The 16,810-nt window shown below is 66.0% G+C and carries 14 protein-coding genes; 6 read left to right on the forward strand and 8 right to left on the reverse strand.

Features of this window, described 5'->3' with window-relative positions:
* Window positions 1-13: 13 nt before the first annotated feature.
* Complete coding sequence (locus CAG29_RS15300; RefSeq protein WP_085583248.1) at window positions 14-391, forward strand: response regulator; 378 nt, start codon at window positions 14-16, stop codon at window positions 389-391.
* Window positions 392-406: 15 nt separating this feature from the next.
* Here the strand turns inward: CAG29_RS15300 and CAG29_RS15305 are convergent, their stop codons facing one another.
* Complete coding sequence (locus tag CAG29_RS15305; protein WP_085583246.1) at window positions 407-1,462, reverse strand: tetratricopeptide repeat protein; 1,056 nt, start codon at window positions 1,460-1,462, stop codon at window positions 407-409.
* A gap of 181 nt (window positions 1,463-1,643) precedes the next feature.
* Here CAG29_RS15305 and CAG29_RS15310 point away from each other — a divergent pair, with 181 nt between their 5' ends.
* Genes CAG29_RS15310 through CAG29_RS15320 form a run of 3 tightly spaced genes read left to right on the forward strand, consistent with a single transcriptional unit; the run spans window position 1,644 to window position 4,933 of the window.
* On the forward strand, window positions 1,644-3,791 hold the full coding sequence (locus CAG29_RS15310; RefSeq protein WP_256575727.1) for an FUSC family protein: 2,148 nt from the start codon (window positions 1,644-1,646) through the stop codon (window positions 3,789-3,791).
* Window positions 3,781-3,981: a DUF1656 domain-containing protein gene (locus CAG29_RS15315; protein WP_085583243.1), complete on the forward strand. Its 201-nt coding sequence runs from the start codon at window positions 3,781-3,783 to the stop codon at window positions 3,979-3,981. The genes CAG29_RS15310 and CAG29_RS15315 overlap by 11 nt, the downstream gene beginning before the upstream one ends.
* Window positions 3,982-3,985: 4 nt before the next feature.
* Window positions 3,986-4,933 carry an HlyD family secretion protein gene (locus tag CAG29_RS15320; protein WP_085694717.1) on the forward strand — a complete coding sequence of 316 codons (948 nt, stop codon included), beginning with the start codon at window positions 3,986-3,988 and terminating at the stop codon, window positions 4,931-4,933.
* A 421-nt stretch (window positions 4,934-5,354) separates the two neighbouring features.
* On the opposite strand, the gene CAG29_RS15325 is transcribed toward CAG29_RS15320, so the two are convergent.
* From CAG29_RS15325 to CAG29_RS15355, 7 genes are all read right to left on the reverse strand, one after another.
* Window positions 5,355-6,776 carry an efflux transporter outer membrane subunit gene (locus CAG29_RS15325; protein ID WP_085583239.1) on the reverse strand — a complete coding sequence of 474 codons (1,422 nt, stop codon included), beginning with the start codon at window positions 6,774-6,776 and terminating at the stop codon, window positions 5,355-5,357.
* Window positions 6,773-9,952 carry an efflux RND transporter permease subunit gene (locus tag CAG29_RS15330; protein ID WP_085632432.1) on the reverse strand — a complete coding sequence of 1,060 codons (3,180 nt, stop codon included), beginning with the start codon at window positions 9,950-9,952 and terminating at the stop codon, window positions 6,773-6,775. Before CAG29_RS15330 ends, CAG29_RS15325 begins: the two co-directional genes overlap by 4 nt.
* 15 nt (window positions 9,953-9,967) lie before the next feature.
* Window positions 9,968-11,221 carry a multidrug efflux RND transporter periplasmic adaptor subunit MexE gene (gene mexE, locus CAG29_RS15335; RefSeq protein WP_085583235.1) on the reverse strand — a complete coding sequence of 418 codons (1,254 nt, stop codon included), beginning with the start codon at window positions 11,219-11,221 and terminating at the stop codon, window positions 9,968-9,970.
* Between the two features lie 228 nt (window positions 11,222-11,449).
* A complete protein-coding gene (locus CAG29_RS15340) occupies window positions 11,450-12,277 on the reverse strand; it encodes a helix-turn-helix domain-containing protein (RefSeq protein ID WP_085583233.1) in 828 nt (275 codons plus the stop codon).
* Between the two features lie 2 nt (window positions 12,278-12,279).
* On the reverse strand, window positions 12,280-12,507 hold the full coding sequence (locus CAG29_RS15345; RefSeq protein ID WP_085583231.1) for a hypothetical protein: 228 nt from the start codon (window positions 12,505-12,507) through the stop codon (window positions 12,280-12,282).
* A gap of 80 nt (window positions 12,508-12,587) precedes the next feature.
* Window positions 12,588-13,664 (reverse strand): NAD(P)-dependent alcohol dehydrogenase, encoded by a 1,077-nt coding sequence (locus CAG29_RS15350; RefSeq protein ID WP_085639727.1) that lies wholly within the window; start codon window positions 13,662-13,664, stop codon window positions 12,588-12,590.
* A gap of 124 nt (window positions 13,665-13,788) precedes the next feature.
* Window positions 13,789-14,337 (reverse strand): GNAT family N-acetyltransferase, encoded by a 549-nt coding sequence (locus tag CAG29_RS15355; protein WP_085583227.1) that lies wholly within the window; start codon window positions 14,335-14,337, stop codon window positions 13,789-13,791.
* 185 nt (window positions 14,338-14,522) lie between these two features.
* Between CAG29_RS15355 and CAG29_RS15360 the strand changes: the two genes are divergently transcribed.
* Both CAG29_RS15360 and CAG29_RS15365 read left to right on the forward strand, forming a co-directional pair.
* Window positions 14,523-15,449 (forward strand): universal stress protein, encoded by a 927-nt coding sequence (locus CAG29_RS15360; protein WP_085639724.1) that lies wholly within the window; start codon window positions 14,523-14,525, stop codon window positions 15,447-15,449.
* Window positions 15,440-16,807, forward strand: a complete 1,368-nt coding sequence (locus CAG29_RS15365; protein ID WP_085694718.1) for an MBL fold metallo-hydrolase RNA specificity domain-containing protein — start codon at window positions 15,440-15,442, stop codon at window positions 16,805-16,807. Before CAG29_RS15360 ends, CAG29_RS15365 begins: the two co-directional genes overlap by 10 nt.
* Window positions 16,808-16,810 lie beyond the last annotated feature (3 nt).

Below are 16,810 nucleotides of genomic sequence, written 5' to 3' on the forward strand. Positions count from 1 at the left end.
ACAAAGGCTTTCCATGAGCACAGATGCACAAGATGTAGTACTCGTCGTCGAGGACGAACCCGTTATCTTGATGATCCTCACCGACTACCTGAGGGGCGAGGGTTATCACGTCCTGGAGGCGGAAAACGGCGAGCAGGCCTTCGAGATCCTGGCGAGCAAGCCGCATCTGGACCTGCTGATCAGCGATTTCCGTCTGCCCGGCGGCATCAACGGCGTGCAGATCGCAGAGCCGGCCGTCAAGCTGAGGCCGGACCTGAAGGTGATCTTCATCAGCGGCTACCCGCAGGAGATCCGCGAGACCGACAGCCCGATCACGCGCAAGGCGCCGATCCTGGAAAAACCGTTCGACCTGGACGTGCTGCAGGAAAAGATCCGCGAGCTGCTGGCGTAAGGGCTGACGGCGGGCTCAGAGCCCTTGCTGCAACGACGGGTCGTCCGGATTCATCTGCTCCAGCTGGGCCAGCAGGATCTGGACGTTCTGCAGTTGGCCGCTTTCCTTCCAGTAACTGATCAGCAGCACCCGGGCCTTGCGGTCGGCGGGATGGCGCTGGACGACTTCCTGCAACTGCTTCTGCGCCGCCTCCAGTTCCTCGGCCCCGTGCAGGGTGGTGGCCAGGTCGTAGCGGTAATCCTTGTTGTCGGGCTCAAGCTCCACCGCCCTGGACAGGCCCAGCAGCGCGTATTCGCGTTGGTCGTGATGCAGCAGCCACAGGCCCAGGGCATGTTGCAGGTAGGCGGAGTCGGGCTGGGCCTTCAACTGTTTGGCCAGCAATTGCCGGGCCGCGTCACTCTGGCCCTGGCGGTCCAGCACTTCGATCTGCATCACCAGCGCGGGCAGGTTGGCCGGATCCAGGCGCAATGTCTGCTCCAGCGCCTCCTGCGCCTGCTTCAGTTCCGCATTGTGCAGGTGCAGGCGGGCCAGCTGCGCGTAGCGGTCGGCGCTTTCGGGCTCAAGCTTGAGGGCCTGTTCCCAACTGTCGATGCCTTGCTGCAGCGGGGCGAAATACAGGCCCAGTTCGTCCGGGGTCAGGCCGAGCAGGGCGTTGATCGTCGCAAAGCGCACCGTCTGGTCTTCGTCGTCCAGCAACGGGCCGAGCAACAGGCTGCGTTGGCCGCCGGGCACCAGGCCGACGATGCTCTTGATCGCCGCCAGCCGCACGTCCGGCGACTCGTTCTGAAGGTCCGCATCCGCCAGCTTCAGCGCCTGGGGGCTCGGATAGTTGGGCAGCTCGGCGTGCAGCCAGACGCGCCGCTTGACCGTCAGGTCCGGACGCGCCAACTGCTGGTAAAGCACCCGGGCGGCGCCGGGCTTGCCGGCGCGGGCGGCGGACAAGGCTTCGCTGTAGCCGTGCTTGATCGCTTCGGGGATGACCGGTGCGGTGCTGCGCAGGGACAGCCAGGCAACGCCGAGCGCCAGCACGAGACCGAGGCTGATGAGCAGGTAGCGGCGAGACGGTGGCATGCAGGGATCCGGAGACGGGCGAGGGGCAAGCTTCGGTCAGTGCGCGCCATGAGTCAAACCCTGTGGCCGTTTATGCCGACGGACCGGCATTTCACTTCGCACGAATCGGCCTACAGACTGCGTCGACCACGTTACCTGTCGAGCCTTCGATGCAGTGTCTACGCTTGCAGGAGTCGTCTGGATGAGCGTGTCCATGCAAGCCTTGGTCAATTACTTCAATTCGGTGCTCCATCCCGGTCGGGCGGTGCTGCTGTTCGGCCTGCGTACCGTCGCCGCCGGGCTGCTGACGCTGTACCTGGCGTTCCTGTTCGATCTGGACCAGCCCAAGTGGTCGATCATGGCGGTGGTCATCATCAGCCAGCCGTTGGCCGGCATGGCCCTGGCCCGCAGCTTCGGCCAGGTCATCGGCACGACGCTCGGCGCGGTGGTGGCGGTGCTGATCATGGCGATCTTCCCCCAGGCGCCCTTGCCGTTCATCGCCACCCTGGCGCTGTGGCTGGCCCTGTGCACCGCCGGCGGTACGCTGCTGCGCTACACCAGTTCACAGGCCTTCGTGCTCAGCGGATACACCGCCGTGGTGGTGGCCTTGCTGGCGATTCCGGATCAGGACGGCACCTTTCTGCTGGCGGTCACCCGCGTCACCGAAACCTTGCTGGCGGTGGCCTGCGTCTGCGTGGTCAGCCTGTTGACGGCCCGTCCCGAGGCGGTCACCCGGGGCTATTTCGACAAGGTCGATCAGGTCATCAAGCTTGCGGCCCTGCATTCGGCGGCGGTGCTGCGCACCGAAGAGGACGAGGCCGCCTTCCAGCAGCGGCAGATGCGCCTGCTGGGGGAGATCAGTGCCCTGGAAGGGTTGCGCCGCCACCTCTATTTCGATGCCCCGAGACTGCGCAGCGCGGACGGTCTGGTGCTGCTGCTCGGTAACCAACTGATGCTGCTGACCTCACGCCTGACCGCGTTGCGTCACCAGCGCGAATTGCTCACGGCGCGCTGGGAGGGTGAACTGCCGCCGGATATCCAGCGTCTGCGCGCCGAGGAACTGGCCTTTCTCGACCAACTGGCGCAGCAGGGGCGTGCGCTGCCGGCCCAGGCGCGTCACCACTTCGTGACCCTGCAACAGCAGTTCGACGAACTGGCCTATAAGGCCGAGCAACTGACCGAAGACATGAGCGCGACCCTGCGTTCGCTGGCCTGGGCGTTGCGCTGGGAACAGGCGCGCCTGTTGCAGCAACTGGAACAGATCCTGGAACTGAGCGACGCGATCCAGGAGGGAAGGGAGGCCAGTTGCGTGTTCCGCGGTCAGGCCAACCCCCTGCACCTGGATTTCACGCTGGCCACGATGAACGCCATCCGGGCCTTCAGCGCCTTGATGATCGCGGGGCTGATCTGGATCGAGACGGCCTGGGACGGTGCCCGCGGCGGAATGATTCTGGTGGGGATCCTGTGTTCGCTGATGGCGACCTTTCCGCGCCCTCTGATCGCCGCGCAGAGCTATGCCCGCGGGTTGGGCCTGGCCCTCGTGGTGTCGGCGTTCTACCAATTCATGCTGGTGCCGGCGGTCAGCGATTTCGAACCGCTGGCGTTGCTGCTGGCGCCGTTGCTCTATGTGATCGCGGTCGGCCTCGCCAGCCCGGCGACGGCCGGCATCGGCATGGGGCTGGGGCTGTCGAGCTTCCTGATGCTCGGCCCGCAGAACGTCGGGACCGGGCAGAACTCGGCCATCCAATGGTTCGAATTCGCGGGCGCCTACGTCAGTGCGGCCATGCTCGCACTCATGGTCTATGCCTGGATCTTTCCGTTCCGGCCGGTGCTGCGGATTCGTCGCTTCTACAACGAGGCGCGGGAGCAGGTCTATGCCCTGACGAAGGGGGCGGCCACCGACGAACAACAATTTGAGTTCGAAAGCCGCATGGTGGATCGGTTGACCACGATGCTGGGGCTGCTGCCGGCGGCCAATGACCGGGCCATGCAGGCGTTGTACGAAACCAGCCTGGCCTGCGTGGCGGCGGGGGTGGCGATGCATCAGCTCAGGCAGCAGGCGCAGGGCAATACGTTGCTGTCGGAAACCTTCAGCCGTCGTTTGACGGCGGCGGTGCGGCAAGCCGGGCGATTTGTCGTGGGCCGCCCGGATGTGCAGCTCAAGCCGTTGCTGGTCGAACTGCACGCGTTGGGCGACGGTCTCGACGACCTGCATGTCGCCAGCCATGAACACGTGTGGTCGGTGTTTCGCATGCGCGTGGCGCTGTTGATCGTCGTCTCGTTCCTGGAACGGCACGGTGAGCGCCTGCAACACCCTGTCCCTGAAGGAGAGCCGGCCCTTGCCCATTGATTTCGAGATAGGCGGGGTCTACCTGCCGCCGATTGCCCAGGCGCTGTTGCTGGCCATCCCTGTCTTTCTCCTGTTGGACCGGGTGCTGCGCCGGCTGGGCGTGCTGCGTCGGGTCTGGCACGAGGCGCTGTTCGAGGGTGCGCTGTACGCCTGCGTCTGCGCGACGTTGATTCTGCTGATGGGAGCCTGAGGCCTTGAAGACATTGCTTGCCCGATTGACGACATTGGCGGTGGTGGCGCTGGCCATCGTGCTCGGCTGGTTCGCCTGGGAGCATTACACCCGCGCCCCGTGGACCCGTGACGCGAGGGTGAGGGCGGATGTGGTGACGCTGTCGGCGGACGTGTCGGGGCGCATCGTCAAATTGGCCGTGCAGGACAACCAGCATGTGCAGAAGGGTCAACTGCTGCTGGAGATCGACCCGGCACGCTACAGCCTGGCGGTGGAGCATGCCCGGCGCTCGGTGGAGGTGGCCAAGGCAGCGCTGGGGCAGTCCCAGGCGGCCATCGTCGCCAGCGGGGCGCTGCTCAAGCAGCGCGAAAGCGAAGAGCGGCGACGGCGCACCCTCAAGCAAGGCTTCGCCATCTCGGGGGAGGAATGGGAGAAGTCCAGCACCGAAGTGGCCGTCGCCCAGGCCGACCTGTTGCGCAACCAGGCCAATCTCGGCCTGGCCGAGGCCAATGTGCAACTGGCGGTGGCGGCGCTGACCCAGGCGGAGCTGGATCTGCAGCGCACCCGGGTGGAGGCGCCGGTCAGCGGTTACGTCACCAACCTGCTGACCCGCGAAGGCGACTATGCCGTGACGGGCGGCGCACTGGTCGCGTTGGTGGACAGCGAATCGTTCTATGTCAGCGGCTATTTCGAGGAAACCAAACTGCCCAGGATCAGCGAGGGCGGCCGGGTACGGGTCGAGTTGATGAGCGGTGAGCGGTTCGAGGGCACCGTGCAGAGCATCGCCTTTGCCATCGCCGACCGTGAGAACGCACCGGGCAGCCGGCTGTTGGCCAACATCAACCCCAGTTACACCTGGGTGAAGCTGGCGCAGCGGGTGCCGGTGCGGATTGCGATCGACGGCGACTATGCCGGCAAAGACCGGCTGCGGGCGGGGACGACTGCGACGGTGACGGTGCTGGAGCACAAGTGAACTTGGTGAGACGGCATTGCCGCTGTCTGATCCACCGCCATCGCCAGCAGGCTGGCTCCCACAGGGGATCATCGGTGGCCGCAATATCCAGGCACACCACAAAAACTGTAGGAGCTTGCCTGCAAGCGATGAGGCCGGCACTGCTGATATCTGTATTGCCTGATCCACCGCCATCGCCGGCAAGCCGGCTCCCACAGTTATTGCGGTAGCCGCAGTTTCTGCATGTACCCACGGCCCCCTGTGGGAGCTGGCTTGCCAGCGATGAGGTCCGTCCAAACGACACCGCAGGCTGACCTGGCGCCGCAAAGGGCATCACCCAAAACCGAACCCTCAGAAACAAAAAAGCCCCGCGACCGAATGATACGCGGGGCAAAGAATTGGTTGGTTGCGGCCAACCAAAGGAGCTCTTTAAAAAACGGAATTACTTGCTGGCGACGGTCTCCGGCTGCCAGCCGCCACCCAGGGCCTTGTAGATCGCGACGATGCCGCGGTACAGGTCGACTTCGGCCTGGGCCTGGCTGTCTTCGGCGGCCAGGCGCTCACGCTGGGCGTCGAGCAGCACCAGGAAATCGGCGGTGCCTTCGCGGTAGCGGATCTCGGCGAGGTCGGCGGCCTTGCGGCTCGACTCGCTTTGACGGATCAGCGAGATCAGGCGCTGTTGGCGCTTGCCGTAGTCGCTGAAGGCGTTCTCCGATTCCTCGAGGGCCAGCAGCACTTGCTGCTCGTAGGTCGCCAGGGCGCCTTCGGCGTCGGCATCGGCGCCGCGCAGGCGGGCCCGCACGCTGCCCAGGTCAAACGCTGCCCAGGTGATGCTCGGGCCGAGCGCCCAGGCGTTGGCCGCCGATGAGCCGATCTGCGAGCCGCGCCCGGCCGTCCAGCCGAGGAAGCCGCTGAGGCTGACCCGAGGGAACAGGTCCGCCTTGGCCACACCGATGCGCGCCGTGGCGGACGCCAGTTTGCGTTCGGCGCTGAGGATGTCCGGACGGCGTTGCAGCAGTTCGCCCGGATCGCCGATCGGCAGCGCCTTGGCGATCGCCGGCAGGTCTTTGGGGCTCAGGTCGACGGTCAGCTTGTCCGGACGCTCGCCCAACAGCGTGGCGATGCGGTTCTTCTGGCGAACCTGCTCGGCCTGCAGTTGCGGCACGCTGGCTTCCACGGAGGCGAGGCGGGCATCGGCGCGTTCCACGTCGAGCTGATCGCCCACGCCGGCATCGCGCAGGCTGATGGTGATCTTGCGCGACTCCTGCTGGTTCTCCAGGTTGGCCAGCGCGATCTTCTCGCGCAGTTGCGCGCCGCGCAGTTGGCCGTAGGCATCCACCAGTTCGGCGATCATGGTCACCTGCAACTGGTACAGGTCGGCTTCGGCCGCCTGCTGGTCGGCCTCGCTGGCTTCCAGGTTGCGCTGGATGCGGCCGAACAAGTCCACTTCCCAGGCCATATCCAGTCCCAGGTCATAGCGCTCGCTGTTGACCCGGCGGGTGGTCTGGCCGGGAATCTGTCCCTTGGCCAGGTCGCTGCTGGCGCGGCTGGTGATGGTCGGCATGGCGTCGTTGCTGACGTCGTCGCGGATCGCCCGGGCAGCCTTCCAGCGGGCGAACGCTACGCGCAGCTGGCGGTTGCCTTGCAGCGACTGGGTCACCAACTGGTTGAGGGTCGGGTCGTCGAACTGCTGCCACCAGATGCCTTCGAACTTCGAACGGTCGAAGTTCTTCTGGCCGGCGGCGCCATCGGTGGCGGCCGTGATGTTGGCCGCCTCCGTGGCTGGGGTCTTGTAGTCGGGGCCGACGGCGCAGGCACTCAAGGCCAGCACCAGCAGACTCGGCAGGAAGACTTTCAGACTCATTGTTGCGCCTCCAATTGCAGGGCTTTGGCCGCTTTGCGGGCTTCACCGCGCTCCACGAAGTTGCGGATCAGTACATAGAAGACCGGCGTCAGCAGCAGACCGAAGAAGGTCACCCCTAGCATCCCGGAGAACACCGCCACACCCATGGCGTGACGCATCTCGGCGCCGGCGCCGGTGGAGATCACCAGCGGCACCACACCCATGATGAACGCGAAGGAGGTCATCAGGATCGGCCGCAGACGCAGACGGCACGCTTCCAGCACCGCAGCCAGCGGATCGAGGCCTTCCTGCTGCTTGTCCTTGGCGAACTCGACGATCAGGATCGCGTTCTTGCACGCCAGGCCCACCAGTACGATCAGGCCGATCTGGGTGAAGATGTTGTTGTCGCCGCCGGAGGCGATGACACCGGTGATGGCCGACAGCAGGGTCATCGGTACGATCAGGATCACCGCCAGCGGCAGGCTCCAGCTTTCGTACTGCGCCGCGAGCACCAGGAACGCCAGCAATACGCAGAGCGGGAACACGAACAGCGCGGTGTTGCCGGCCAGGATCTGCTGGTAGGTCAGGTCGGTCCACTCGTAGGTCATGCCGTTGGGCAGTTCGTCCTTGAGCAGCTTCTCGATGGCGGCCTGGGCCTGGCCGGAACTGTAGCCCGGGGCTGCCGCGCCGTTGATTTCAGCGGTGATGAAGCCGTTGTAGTGCATCACGCGGTCCGGCCCCGAGGTGTCGCTGACCTTGATGAAGGTCGCCAGCGGGATCATTTCGCCCTTGTTGTTGCGTACCTTGAGCTGGCCGATCTGGTCGGATTCGAGGCGGAACTGCTGCTCGGCCTGAACGTTGACCTGATAGGTGCGCCCGAAGCGGTTGAAGTCGTTGGCATACAGCGAACCCAGGTAGATCTGCAGGGTGTCGAAGATGTCGCTGACGGCTACGCCGTGGGTCTTGGCCTTCTCGCGGTCGATGGCGGCATCGACCTGCGGCACGTTCACGGTGTAGCTGGTGAACAGGTTGGCCAGCTCCGGCACGTTGTGGCTCTTGGCGATGATGTTCATGGTTTCCTTGTACAGCTCTTCGTAGCCCAGGTTGCCCCGGTCTTCGATCTGCAGGCGGAAACCGCCGATGGTGCCCAGCCCCTGTACCGGTGGCGGCGGGAAGATCGCCATGTAGGCTTCCTGGATCCCCGCGTACTGGCCGTTCAGGGCCCCGGCGATGGCGCCGGCGGACATGCTCGGATCCTTACGCTCGTCGAACGGTTTGAGGGTCACGAACACGATGCCGGCGTTCGGGCTGTTGGTGAAACCGTTGATCGACAGGCCCGGGAAGGCCACGGCGCTTTCCACGCCCGGCTGTTTCAGGGCCAGGTCGGACATGCGCTTGATCACGTCTTCGGTACGGTCCAGGCTGGCGGCGTCCGGCAGTTGGGCGAAGGCCACCAGGTACTGCTTGTCCTGGCCGGGCACGAAACCGGTCGGCGTGCTGGAGAAACCGAAGAAGGTCAGCACCATCAGGCCGGCGTAGAGCAGCAGGGCGATGCCGCTGCTGCGGATGACCCGGCGCACGGTGCCGACGTAGCCATGGCTGGCCCGCACGAAGAAGCGGTTGAACGGACGGAACAGCCAGCCGCCCAGCAGCTTGTCGAGGATGCGCGAGAAGCGGTCCTTCGGCGCGTCGTGGCCCTTGAGCAGCACGGCAGCCAGTGCCGGCGACAGGGTCAGCGAGTTGAACGCCGAGATCACGGTGGAGATCGCGATGGTCAGGGCGAACTGCTTGTAGAACTGACCGGTGAGGCCGGAGATGAACGCCGCCGGGACGAACACGGCGCACAGCACCAGCGCGGTGGCGATGATCGGGCCGGTCACTTCGCCCATGGCGCGTTGGGTCGCCTCGAACGGGTTGAGCCCCAGCTCGATGTTTCGCTCGACGTTCTCCACCACCACGATGGCGTCGTCCACCACGATGCCGATGGCCAGCACCAGGCCGAACAGCGACAGGGCGTTGAGCGAGAAGCCGAACAGGTGCATCACGGCGAACGTACCGATCAGCGACACCGGCACCGCCACCAACGGGATGATCGAGGCGCGCCAGGTCTGCAGGAACAGGATCACCACCAGCACCACGAGGATCAGCGCTTCGAACAGGGTGTGAACCACCGCTTCGATGGAGCCGCGCACGAAGATCGTCGGGTCATAGACGATGCTGTAGTCCATGCCTTGCGGGAAGCCTTTCTTCAGCTCTTCCATCTTCGCCCGCACCTCGTTGGAGATCTCGATGGCGTTGGAGCCCGGACGCTGGAAGATCGGGATCGCCACCGCCGGCTGGTTGTTCAGCAGCGAGCGCAGGGCGTACTGGCTGGAGCCCAGCTCGACGCGGGCGATGTCCTTGAGGCGGGTGATCTCGCCGTTTTCGCCGGCGCGGATGATGATGTTCTCGAACTCTTCCTCAGAGACCAGACGGCCCTGGGTGTTGATCGACAGCTGGAAGCTTTGCGCGTTCGGCGCGGGCGGCGCGCCCAGTTGGCCGGCGGCCACCTGGCGGTTCTGCTCACGGATGGCCGTCACCACGTCGGTGGCGGTCAGGTTGCGCGAAGCGGTCTTGTTCGGATCCAGCCACACCCGCAGGGAGTAGTCGCCCATGCCGAACAGCTGCACGTCGCCGACGCCGCCCAGGCGGGCGAGTTCGTCCTTGATGTTCAGGATCGCGTAGTTGGACAGATAGAGCATGTCGTAGCGCTTGTCCGGCGAGGTCAAGTGCACAACCATGGTCAGGTCGGGCGAGGCCTTGTCGACGGTGATGCCGATGCGCGTCACTTCCTCGGGAAGCTTGGGCTCGGTGCGGGTCACCCGGTTCTGCACCTGCACCTGCGCGTTGTCCAGGTCGGTGCCCAGGGCGAAGGTGATGGTCAGGGTGATCTTGCCGTCGGCGGTGGACTGCGAGGACATGTACAGCATGTTCTCGACGCCGGTGATGGCCTGCTCCAGCGGAGCGGCCACGGTCTCGCCGATGACTTTGGGGTTGGCGCCCGGGAAGTTGGCCCGCACGACGACGGTCGGCGGCACGACTTCCGGGTATTCGCTGATCGGCAGCTGGAACAGCGAGATCGCACCGGCGATCAGGATCAGCAGCGACAGCACCGCTGCGAAGATCGGCCGTGAAATGAAGAATCTGGAGAAATTCATCGGAGTTGTTGTCCCTTAACCGCGTGGGGTCGCAGCAGCCAGTTTCACAACCGAACCCTGCGCGCCCTTGGCGGGTGCGACTTTGGGCAGGTTGCTGGCTTCCAGCGCTTGTCGTTGTTGAGCGAGGGCCGCGAGGGTCTGCTCGCTGGCCATCGGAACCACTTCAGGGGAGACCGGCGAACCCGGACGCACCCGTTGCAGCCCCTTGACGATGATCGTGTCGTCCTTGTTCAGGCCGTTGCGCACGATGCGCAGGCCTTCGATCTTCGGCCCCAGTTCGACGGGGCGGTAGGCGGTCTTGTTGTCCGCATCCATCACCAGCACGAACTTCTTGCCAAGGTCGGTGCCGACCGCTTCGTCGTTGATCAGCATGGCGTTGTAGGTGCCGCTGCCGACCAGCTTCAGGCGGGCGTACAGGCCGGGGGTGTAGGTGCCGTCGGTGTTGTCGAACACCGCACGGCCGCGGATGGTGCCGGTCTTGGGGTTGACCTGGTTGTCGACGAAGTTCATCTGGCCCAGGTGCGGGTTGCCGTCTTCGTTGGACAGGCCCATGTACACCGGCGTGGTGGCGCCGCGCTGGCCCTGGCGGGCGAGCTGGGTGTACTTGAGGAACACGCGCTCGTCGGCGTCGAAGTAGGCGTAGACCTTGTCGGTGGAGACCACGCTGGTCAGCGCCGTGGTGTCGGCGGTCACCAGGTTGCCGGCGGTGATTTCGGCACGGCTGACGCGGCCGCTGATCGGTGCGGTGACGCGGGTGAAGCTCAGGTTCAGCTTGGCCAGGTCCAGTTGTGCCTGCAGGGCACCGACGGCGGCGCGGGCTTCCTGGGCGGCGCTGGTGCGCGAGTCGGCCAGTTCAGCGGAAATGGCGTTGCTGGTACGCAGGCGTTCGCCGCGCACGGCTTCGTTTTCGCTGCGGGTGGCGTTGGCGCGGGCCTGGGCGACCAGGGCTTCGAGGCGGCGCACTTCGGCCTGGAACGGGCGAGGGTCGATCTGGAACAGCAAGTCGCCTTTCTTGACCAGCGCGCCTTCGGTGAAGGCGACCTCGTCGATCTGGCCGGAGACCCGCGGACGGATTTCGACGGTTTCCGGCGCCTCCAGGCGCCCCGTGAACTCGTCCCACTCGTTGACCGGCTGCTCCAGCACCTTGGCCACGCTGACCTTGGCGGCCGGCATGTTGGCGGCGGTCTGCGGCGCCTTGCCGCAGGCGCTCATCACGAGCACGGCCAGAAGGGCCAAGGGGAAGCGCAAATGTTTGAGTGATTGTTCCATGGATACATCCGCCAAAGTATTGAAGATGGGCGGATGATGATCGGCAGGGTAATGGCAAACGAATCGAATGGCGCGAAGGTAACTATCATTCGGAATGATATAAGCAGCGCGCAAGCCCTCTAGCATGCGCCTTTCGTTAGGTGGCTATCAATCGTTCCGGCGGCAATACAGTCTTGCGTGGCGCGCAACGGGGGGGGCAACCGTCCGGTGCCCCTGCCGTGCGAGAGCCTATCCGGGGGGCAGGTGGTCGGGGTGTTTGGGGCCGCTTTTGCGGTCAATGTCGCCCACGCCCTGTTCGAGCGCCCGCAGCGCGGTCATGTCGAGGATTTCCACGAGCCGGCCCTGCAGGTTGACGATGCCCTGGGCACGCAGGCGGGCGACAGAACGGCACACAGTTTCCAGGCGCAGCCCCAGGTACGACGCCATGTCCTCGCGGGACATGCGCAGGATGAAGCTCTGGGCCGAGTAGCCGCGATCCACGAAGCAGCGCGACAGGTCGATCAGGAAATTGGCCAGACGCTCTTCGGCGGTGAGGTTGCAGAGCATCAGCACCCGCTCGTGCTCGCGCACGATTTCCCGGCTCATCAGGCGGTTCAGGCTTTGCTGCAGGACCGGGAAGTCGCGGGCCAGGGCCTGCAACCGGCGATAGGGGATCGGACAGACCTCGCTGTCTTCCAGAGCGATGGCGTCGCACACATGGTGTTCGGTGGCGATGGCATCGAGCCCCAGCACGTCGCCGGGCATCCAGAAATTGATCACCACGCCCTGGCCTTCGGCGTTGTTCAGGTTCGTCTTGAAACTGCCGCAGCGCACGGCGTACAGGGTGGTCAGCGGGTCATTGGCGTTGAACAGCGGGGCGCCCTTGTGGATACGGATGCGCGGGCCGATCAGCGCGCCGAGGCATTGGCTGTCGTCCACCGGCAGTCCGGTCGGCAGGCACAGGCCGCTGACCCGGCAGGCTGCGCAGGCAGGGGGCAAGGGTTGCAGACGGATCGGTGCAGCGCCGTGATCCGGTACGGGGTGGACAAGCCGGGCGGCGGTCGTTTGGCGGGTCATGGTCAGGCCTCCTGCACGCATCGCAGGGCTGCCGGCAGCGAGGTGTTCGCCGCGTCGGCCAGCGGTGATCCGCCGGCCAGCATGTCCCGGCTATGCGGCGCATCGAGCCGGGCAGTCAGGCGTTCGACGAACGATTCGGCCTCGGCGGCGGTGTTGAAGCGTACCCGCCAGTCGTCCAGGCGGACCCACCAGCCGTTCTGTTCGGTGTTCTTTTCGACGTAGACCTTCATGGGAGCCTCCTGAGCGTGCATGAGCATGACAACTGCAAAGCGGTGCAAAGCGAGGGCATCCCTGCCGCCGGCGGGACAGGTCAGGGTGTGATCGCCACCTTCATCACGCCGTCGCGCTGGTTGGCGAACAGTTCGTAGGCGGCTTCGATGTCATCGAGCCGGAAACGGTGGGTGACCAGGGGCGACACGTCGACCCGGCCGCTGGCGACCACCTCCATCAGCCTGCGCATGCGTTCCTTGCCGCCGGGGCACAGGGTGGTGACGATGCGGTAGTCGCCCAGGCCCGCGGCGAAGGCGCCCAGGGGGATGCGCAGGTCGGCGCTGTACACGCCGAGGCTGGACAGGGTGCCGCCGGGTCGCAGCACGCGCAGGGCCGATTCGAAGGTGCCTTGGGTGCCCAGGGCCTCGATGGCCACATCCACGCCGCGGCCGTGGGTCAGGGCCATGACCTGATCGACCACGTCGCCTTGCCGGAAGTCGATCACATGATCGGCGCCGAGCCGGCGGGCCACACTCATACGCGCGGCCACCGTATCGACGCCGATGACAGTGGTGGCGCCGAGCAGCCGGGCACCGGCGACGGCGCACAGGCCGATGGGCCCCAGGGCGAACACGGCCACCGTGTCGCCGACGGTCACGCCGCCCCGTTCGGCGCCGGAGAATCCGGTGGACATGATGTCGGGGCACATCAGCACCTGCTCGTCGCTCAGGTGGTCGGGGATCGCGCAGAGGTTGGCCATGGCGTCCGGAACGCGGACGTACTCGGCCTGACAGCCGTCGATGATGTTGCCGAACTTCCAGCCGCCGATGGCCTTGAAACCGTGCGGCGTGCCGGCACCGTCCTGGGACGCGCACCCGCACAGGCAGGCGTTGCTGTGGCCGCTGGGCGTGATGGCGCCGGCGATTACCCGTTGCCCTTCATGGAAGCCTTGCACCTGCGAACCCAGCTTTTCGATGACGCCCACCGGCTCGTGCCCCACGGTCAGGCCCTTGGCCACCGGGTATTCGCCCCGCAGGATGTGCACATCGGTGCCGCAAAGGGTCGTGGTGGTGATGCGCACCAAGGCATCCAGCGGGCCGATGTCAGGGACGGACTTTTCCTCCAGTACGATGCGGTGCCTCTCGACGAAGACTGCCGCTTTCATCTTCTGTGCCATGGCTCGCCTCCGGGGACGGTGATCGGGCGTGATGTGGGGCTACTGTGCGCCGTCGATGCCCCCGATCTTTGATCCGCGTCAAATTTGCGCGCTGCCGTGACGTGCCGCTCGTCAGCCCGGTGTTTCAGGGGCGCAGATCGAGTTCGTGGAAAATTTCGCTGACGTCGCCCCGTACGTAGCGGGACGTGAACCCCAGCGCCTTGGCCAGATGGTGCATGGCGTAGTTGTTCGCCAGATCCATCGAGACCATGCATTCGAAGCCGTTGCGTTGCGCCGCCGCGACCAGGCGTTGCAGCAGGAGACGGCCCAGCCCCTTGCGTTGCCAGTCTTCGCTGACCGCGACCGCGCATTCGCAATGGCGGCCACCGGGGATGGCGGCGCAACGGCAGACGCCGACCTGCCGGAGCTGGCCATCGGCATGGGCCAGCGCTACGTAGGCCAGGCCGGGCGGAAGGTCGTGCGCCGTGCGCTGCATCTCCAGCCCCGCCAGGCCGCCGCTGAGCCCGGTCATGAAACGGAAGCGCCGGGATTCGTAGGCGAGGGTGCTGCGAAAGCGCTTGTCCCGCTCGCGGTCTTCCTCCCGCAGCGGGCGGATGAGCACGGTCGCGCCGTCCGCCAGTTGTTCCACCCAGTGTTCGCCAGCCTCTGGCTGTTCAATCCGCTGCCTCGCCATGTCGCCTCCCGGCCCTCGGCCCGATAGGGGTGAAGCCGTTGTACCGTGGCGCAGCGGCCCGTTTCTGACAATCGTCAAGTTGCGGCGCAGGTGGCCATTTTCTGATCTTCGTCAAGCCGACGCACGACCGGGTTCCGACAATCGCAGGCATCGACACGCCTGCCGCGCAGGCCCGGAGGTCCGCCATGGGTCAATATCGACAACTGCTGGTGCTGCTCACCGAGGTGGATCCGCATTCGGCCGCGTTGCGCAGGGCTCTGGCCCTGGCGCATGCCAGCGGTGCCGGGGTGCACGTGCTCGGGCTGTTCGAACCGTCCGAGGCGCACCTGCTCAGCGAGGAGCGCCTGAACGAGACCGAGATCCAGCGCCAGTTCGAGGATTACCGTGCACGGCTGGCCAGCCTGGTCGAACGGCACCGCGGCAGCGGTTGCGCACTGACGGTCGACAGCCTGCGGGCGGAGGATCTGCGCGGCCAGGCCATCGATTACATCGGCGAACTGCAGCCCGACATGGTCATCAAGGACAGCGAAGGGGCGTCGGCCCTGGCGCGGCTGTTCAGCACGCCGCTGGACTGCGCGCTGATGCGCGGCCTCAAGGGGCTCACGCACCTTGTGCCGGCGGGCGCGGTGTCGCTGCCGCAGCGCATCCTGGTGGCCGTGGACACGTCGGCGGTCGATGCGCCGGATGCCCAGGCGCGCTTCAACCGCGCACTGGTGCGGGCCGCCCAGGCCCTGGCGCTGCAATGCGACGCTCAATTGCACCTGCTCTCGGCCTACGACTTGATCGGGGTCTTCGCCTCCGACATGAACGTCACCCAGGCGTGGATCGATGAAATGCGCGTTGTCCTGCAAGAACCCTTCGACCGCCTGGCGGACGCGGAAGGCGTCGCGCCGGCGTGCCGGCACTTCATCGAAGGCGACCCTGCGCAGGTGATCCGCGACCAGGTCGCGGCGCTGCACATCGATGTGGCGGTCATGGGCGTCGTGCAGCCCAAGGGCCTGGACAAGCTGCTGGGCGACACCACCGAACGCATCATCAGCCATCCGCCTTGCAGCGTGCTGGCGGTTCATCCTCACGCGACCGACATTTGGGAGCCCTGGCCATGCAACTGACTTTTCTCGGCGGCACCGGCACCGTGACCGGCAGCAAATTCCTGCTGACCCGCGACAGCACCCGGGTTCTCGTGGACTGCGGACTGTTCCAGGGCTACAAGCAACTGCGCCTGCGCAACTGGGAACCGTTGCCGCCGGCGCTGCGTCAACTCGATGCGGTGGTGCTGACCCATGCCCACCTCGACCACAGCGGCTATTTGCCGGTGCTGGCGCGGGAAGGCTACAGCGGGCCGATCTACGCCACCCCGGCGACCTGCGCCCTGGCGCAGATCCTCTTGCTCGACAGCGCCCGGCTGCAGGAGGAGCAGGCCGAGCATGCCAACCGGCACGGCTACTCCAAGCACTCGCCCGCACGGCCGCTCTACACCGAAGAGGACGCGAAGCGGGCGCTGACGCTGTTCCGTCCGGTCGAACTGCATCAGGCCACCCCGATCGCGCCCGGCATTGAACTGCTGTTGCGCACGGCCGGGCACATCCTGGGGGCGGCGACGGTGCAGCTCGGCGTCGACGGCCAGACTTTGCTGTTCTCCGGCGACCTGGGTCGCCCGCAGGATCCGATCATGCGCGCGCCGGAACCGGTGTCGGCGGCGGACGTGCTGCTGGTCGAGTCCACCTACGGCGACCGTCGGCACCCGACGGAGTCGACCGAGCAGTACCTGGCCCAGGTCATCACCCAGACGCTCCTGCGCCACGGCATCACCCTGGTGCCGTCGTTCGCCGTCGGCCGTGCCCAGTTGCTCATGTATTACCTGTACAAACTCAAGCGCGACGGGCTGATACCTGATGTTCCGGTGTACCTCAACAGCCCGATGGCCACCGATGCCACCAGCCTGTACCTGCAATTTCGGAACGAACACCGGCTGACCCCGGACGAATGCGTGGCGATGTGCAAGGGCACGCGTATCGTGCGCACGGTCGACGAGTCCCGGCACCTGGACCAGTTGCGCGAACCGGCGGTGATCATCGCCGCCAGCGGCATGGCCACGGGAGGGCGAGTGCTGCACCACCTCAAGGCGCTGGCGCCCAATCCGCGCAACAGCATCCTGTTCTCCGGCTTCCAGGCCGGCGGCACCCGCGGCGCCGATATCGTCGCCGGCGCCCGCAGCGTGCGGCTGCAGGGCGAAGACGTGCCGATCAGGGCGCAGGTGCATGCGATGGACACGCTGTCGGCCCATGCCGACGCCGACGAGATCATGGCGTGGCTGCGCGGGTTCACCCGGCCGCCGCGCCAGACCTATGTGATCCATGGCGAGCCGCATGCCGCCGACACCCTGCGCCGGCGCATCAGCCTGGAACTGGGTTGGCAGGTCCGCGTGCCCGAGCATCAGGAAACCGTCTCATTAGACCCAGTGCGCTAGACG

This window comes from Pseudomonas sp. B7(2017), from assembly GCF_002112745.1.
GTDB classification, from domain to species: Bacteria; Pseudomonadota; Gammaproteobacteria; order Pseudomonadales; family Pseudomonadaceae; genus Aquipseudomonas; species Aquipseudomonas ekonensis.

Coding starts and splice junctions, on each gene's coding strand:
- CAG29_RS15300 (WP_085583248.1), top strand. CDS start 14: ATGAGCACAGATGCACAAGATGTAGTACTCGTCGTCGAGGACGAACCC.
- CAG29_RS15305 (WP_085583246.1), bottom strand. CDS start 1,462: ATGCCACCGTCTCGCCGCTACCTGCTCATCAGCCTCGGTCTCGTGCTG.
- CAG29_RS15310 (WP_256575727.1), top strand. CDS start 1,644: ATGAGCGTGTCCATGCAAGCCTTGGTCAATTACTTCAATTCGGTGCTC.
- CAG29_RS15325 (WP_085583239.1), bottom strand. CDS start 6,776: ATGAGTCTGAAAGTCTTCCTGCCGAGTCTGCTGGTGCTGGCCTTGAGT.
- CAG29_RS15330 (WP_085632432.1), bottom strand. CDS start 9,952: ATGAATTTCTCCAGATTCTTCATTTCACGGCCGATCTTCGCAGCGGTG.
- mexE (WP_085583235.1), bottom strand. CDS start 11,221: ATGGAACAATCACTCAAACATTTGCGCTTCCCCTTGGCCCTTCTGGCC.
- CAG29_RS15340 (WP_085583233.1), bottom strand. CDS start 12,277: ATGACCCGCCAAACGACCGCCGCCCGGCTTGTCCACCCCGTACCGGAT.
- CAG29_RS15345 (WP_085583231.1), bottom strand. CDS start 12,507: ATGAAGGTCTACGTCGAAAAGAACACCGAACAGAACGGCTGGTGGGTC.
- CAG29_RS15350 (WP_085639727.1), bottom strand. CDS start 13,664: ATGGCACAGAAGATGAAAGCGGCAGTCTTCGTCGAGAGGCACCGCATC.
- CAG29_RS15355 (WP_085583227.1), bottom strand. CDS start 14,337: ATGGCGAGGCAGCGGATTGAACAGCCAGAGGCTGGCGAACACTGGGTG.
- CAG29_RS15360 (WP_085639724.1), top strand. CDS start 14,523: ATGGGTCAATATCGACAACTGCTGGTGCTGCTCACCGAGGTGGATCCG.
- CAG29_RS15365 (WP_085694718.1), top strand. CDS start 15,440: ATGCAACTGACTTTTCTCGGCGGCACCGGCACCGTGACCGGCAGCAAA.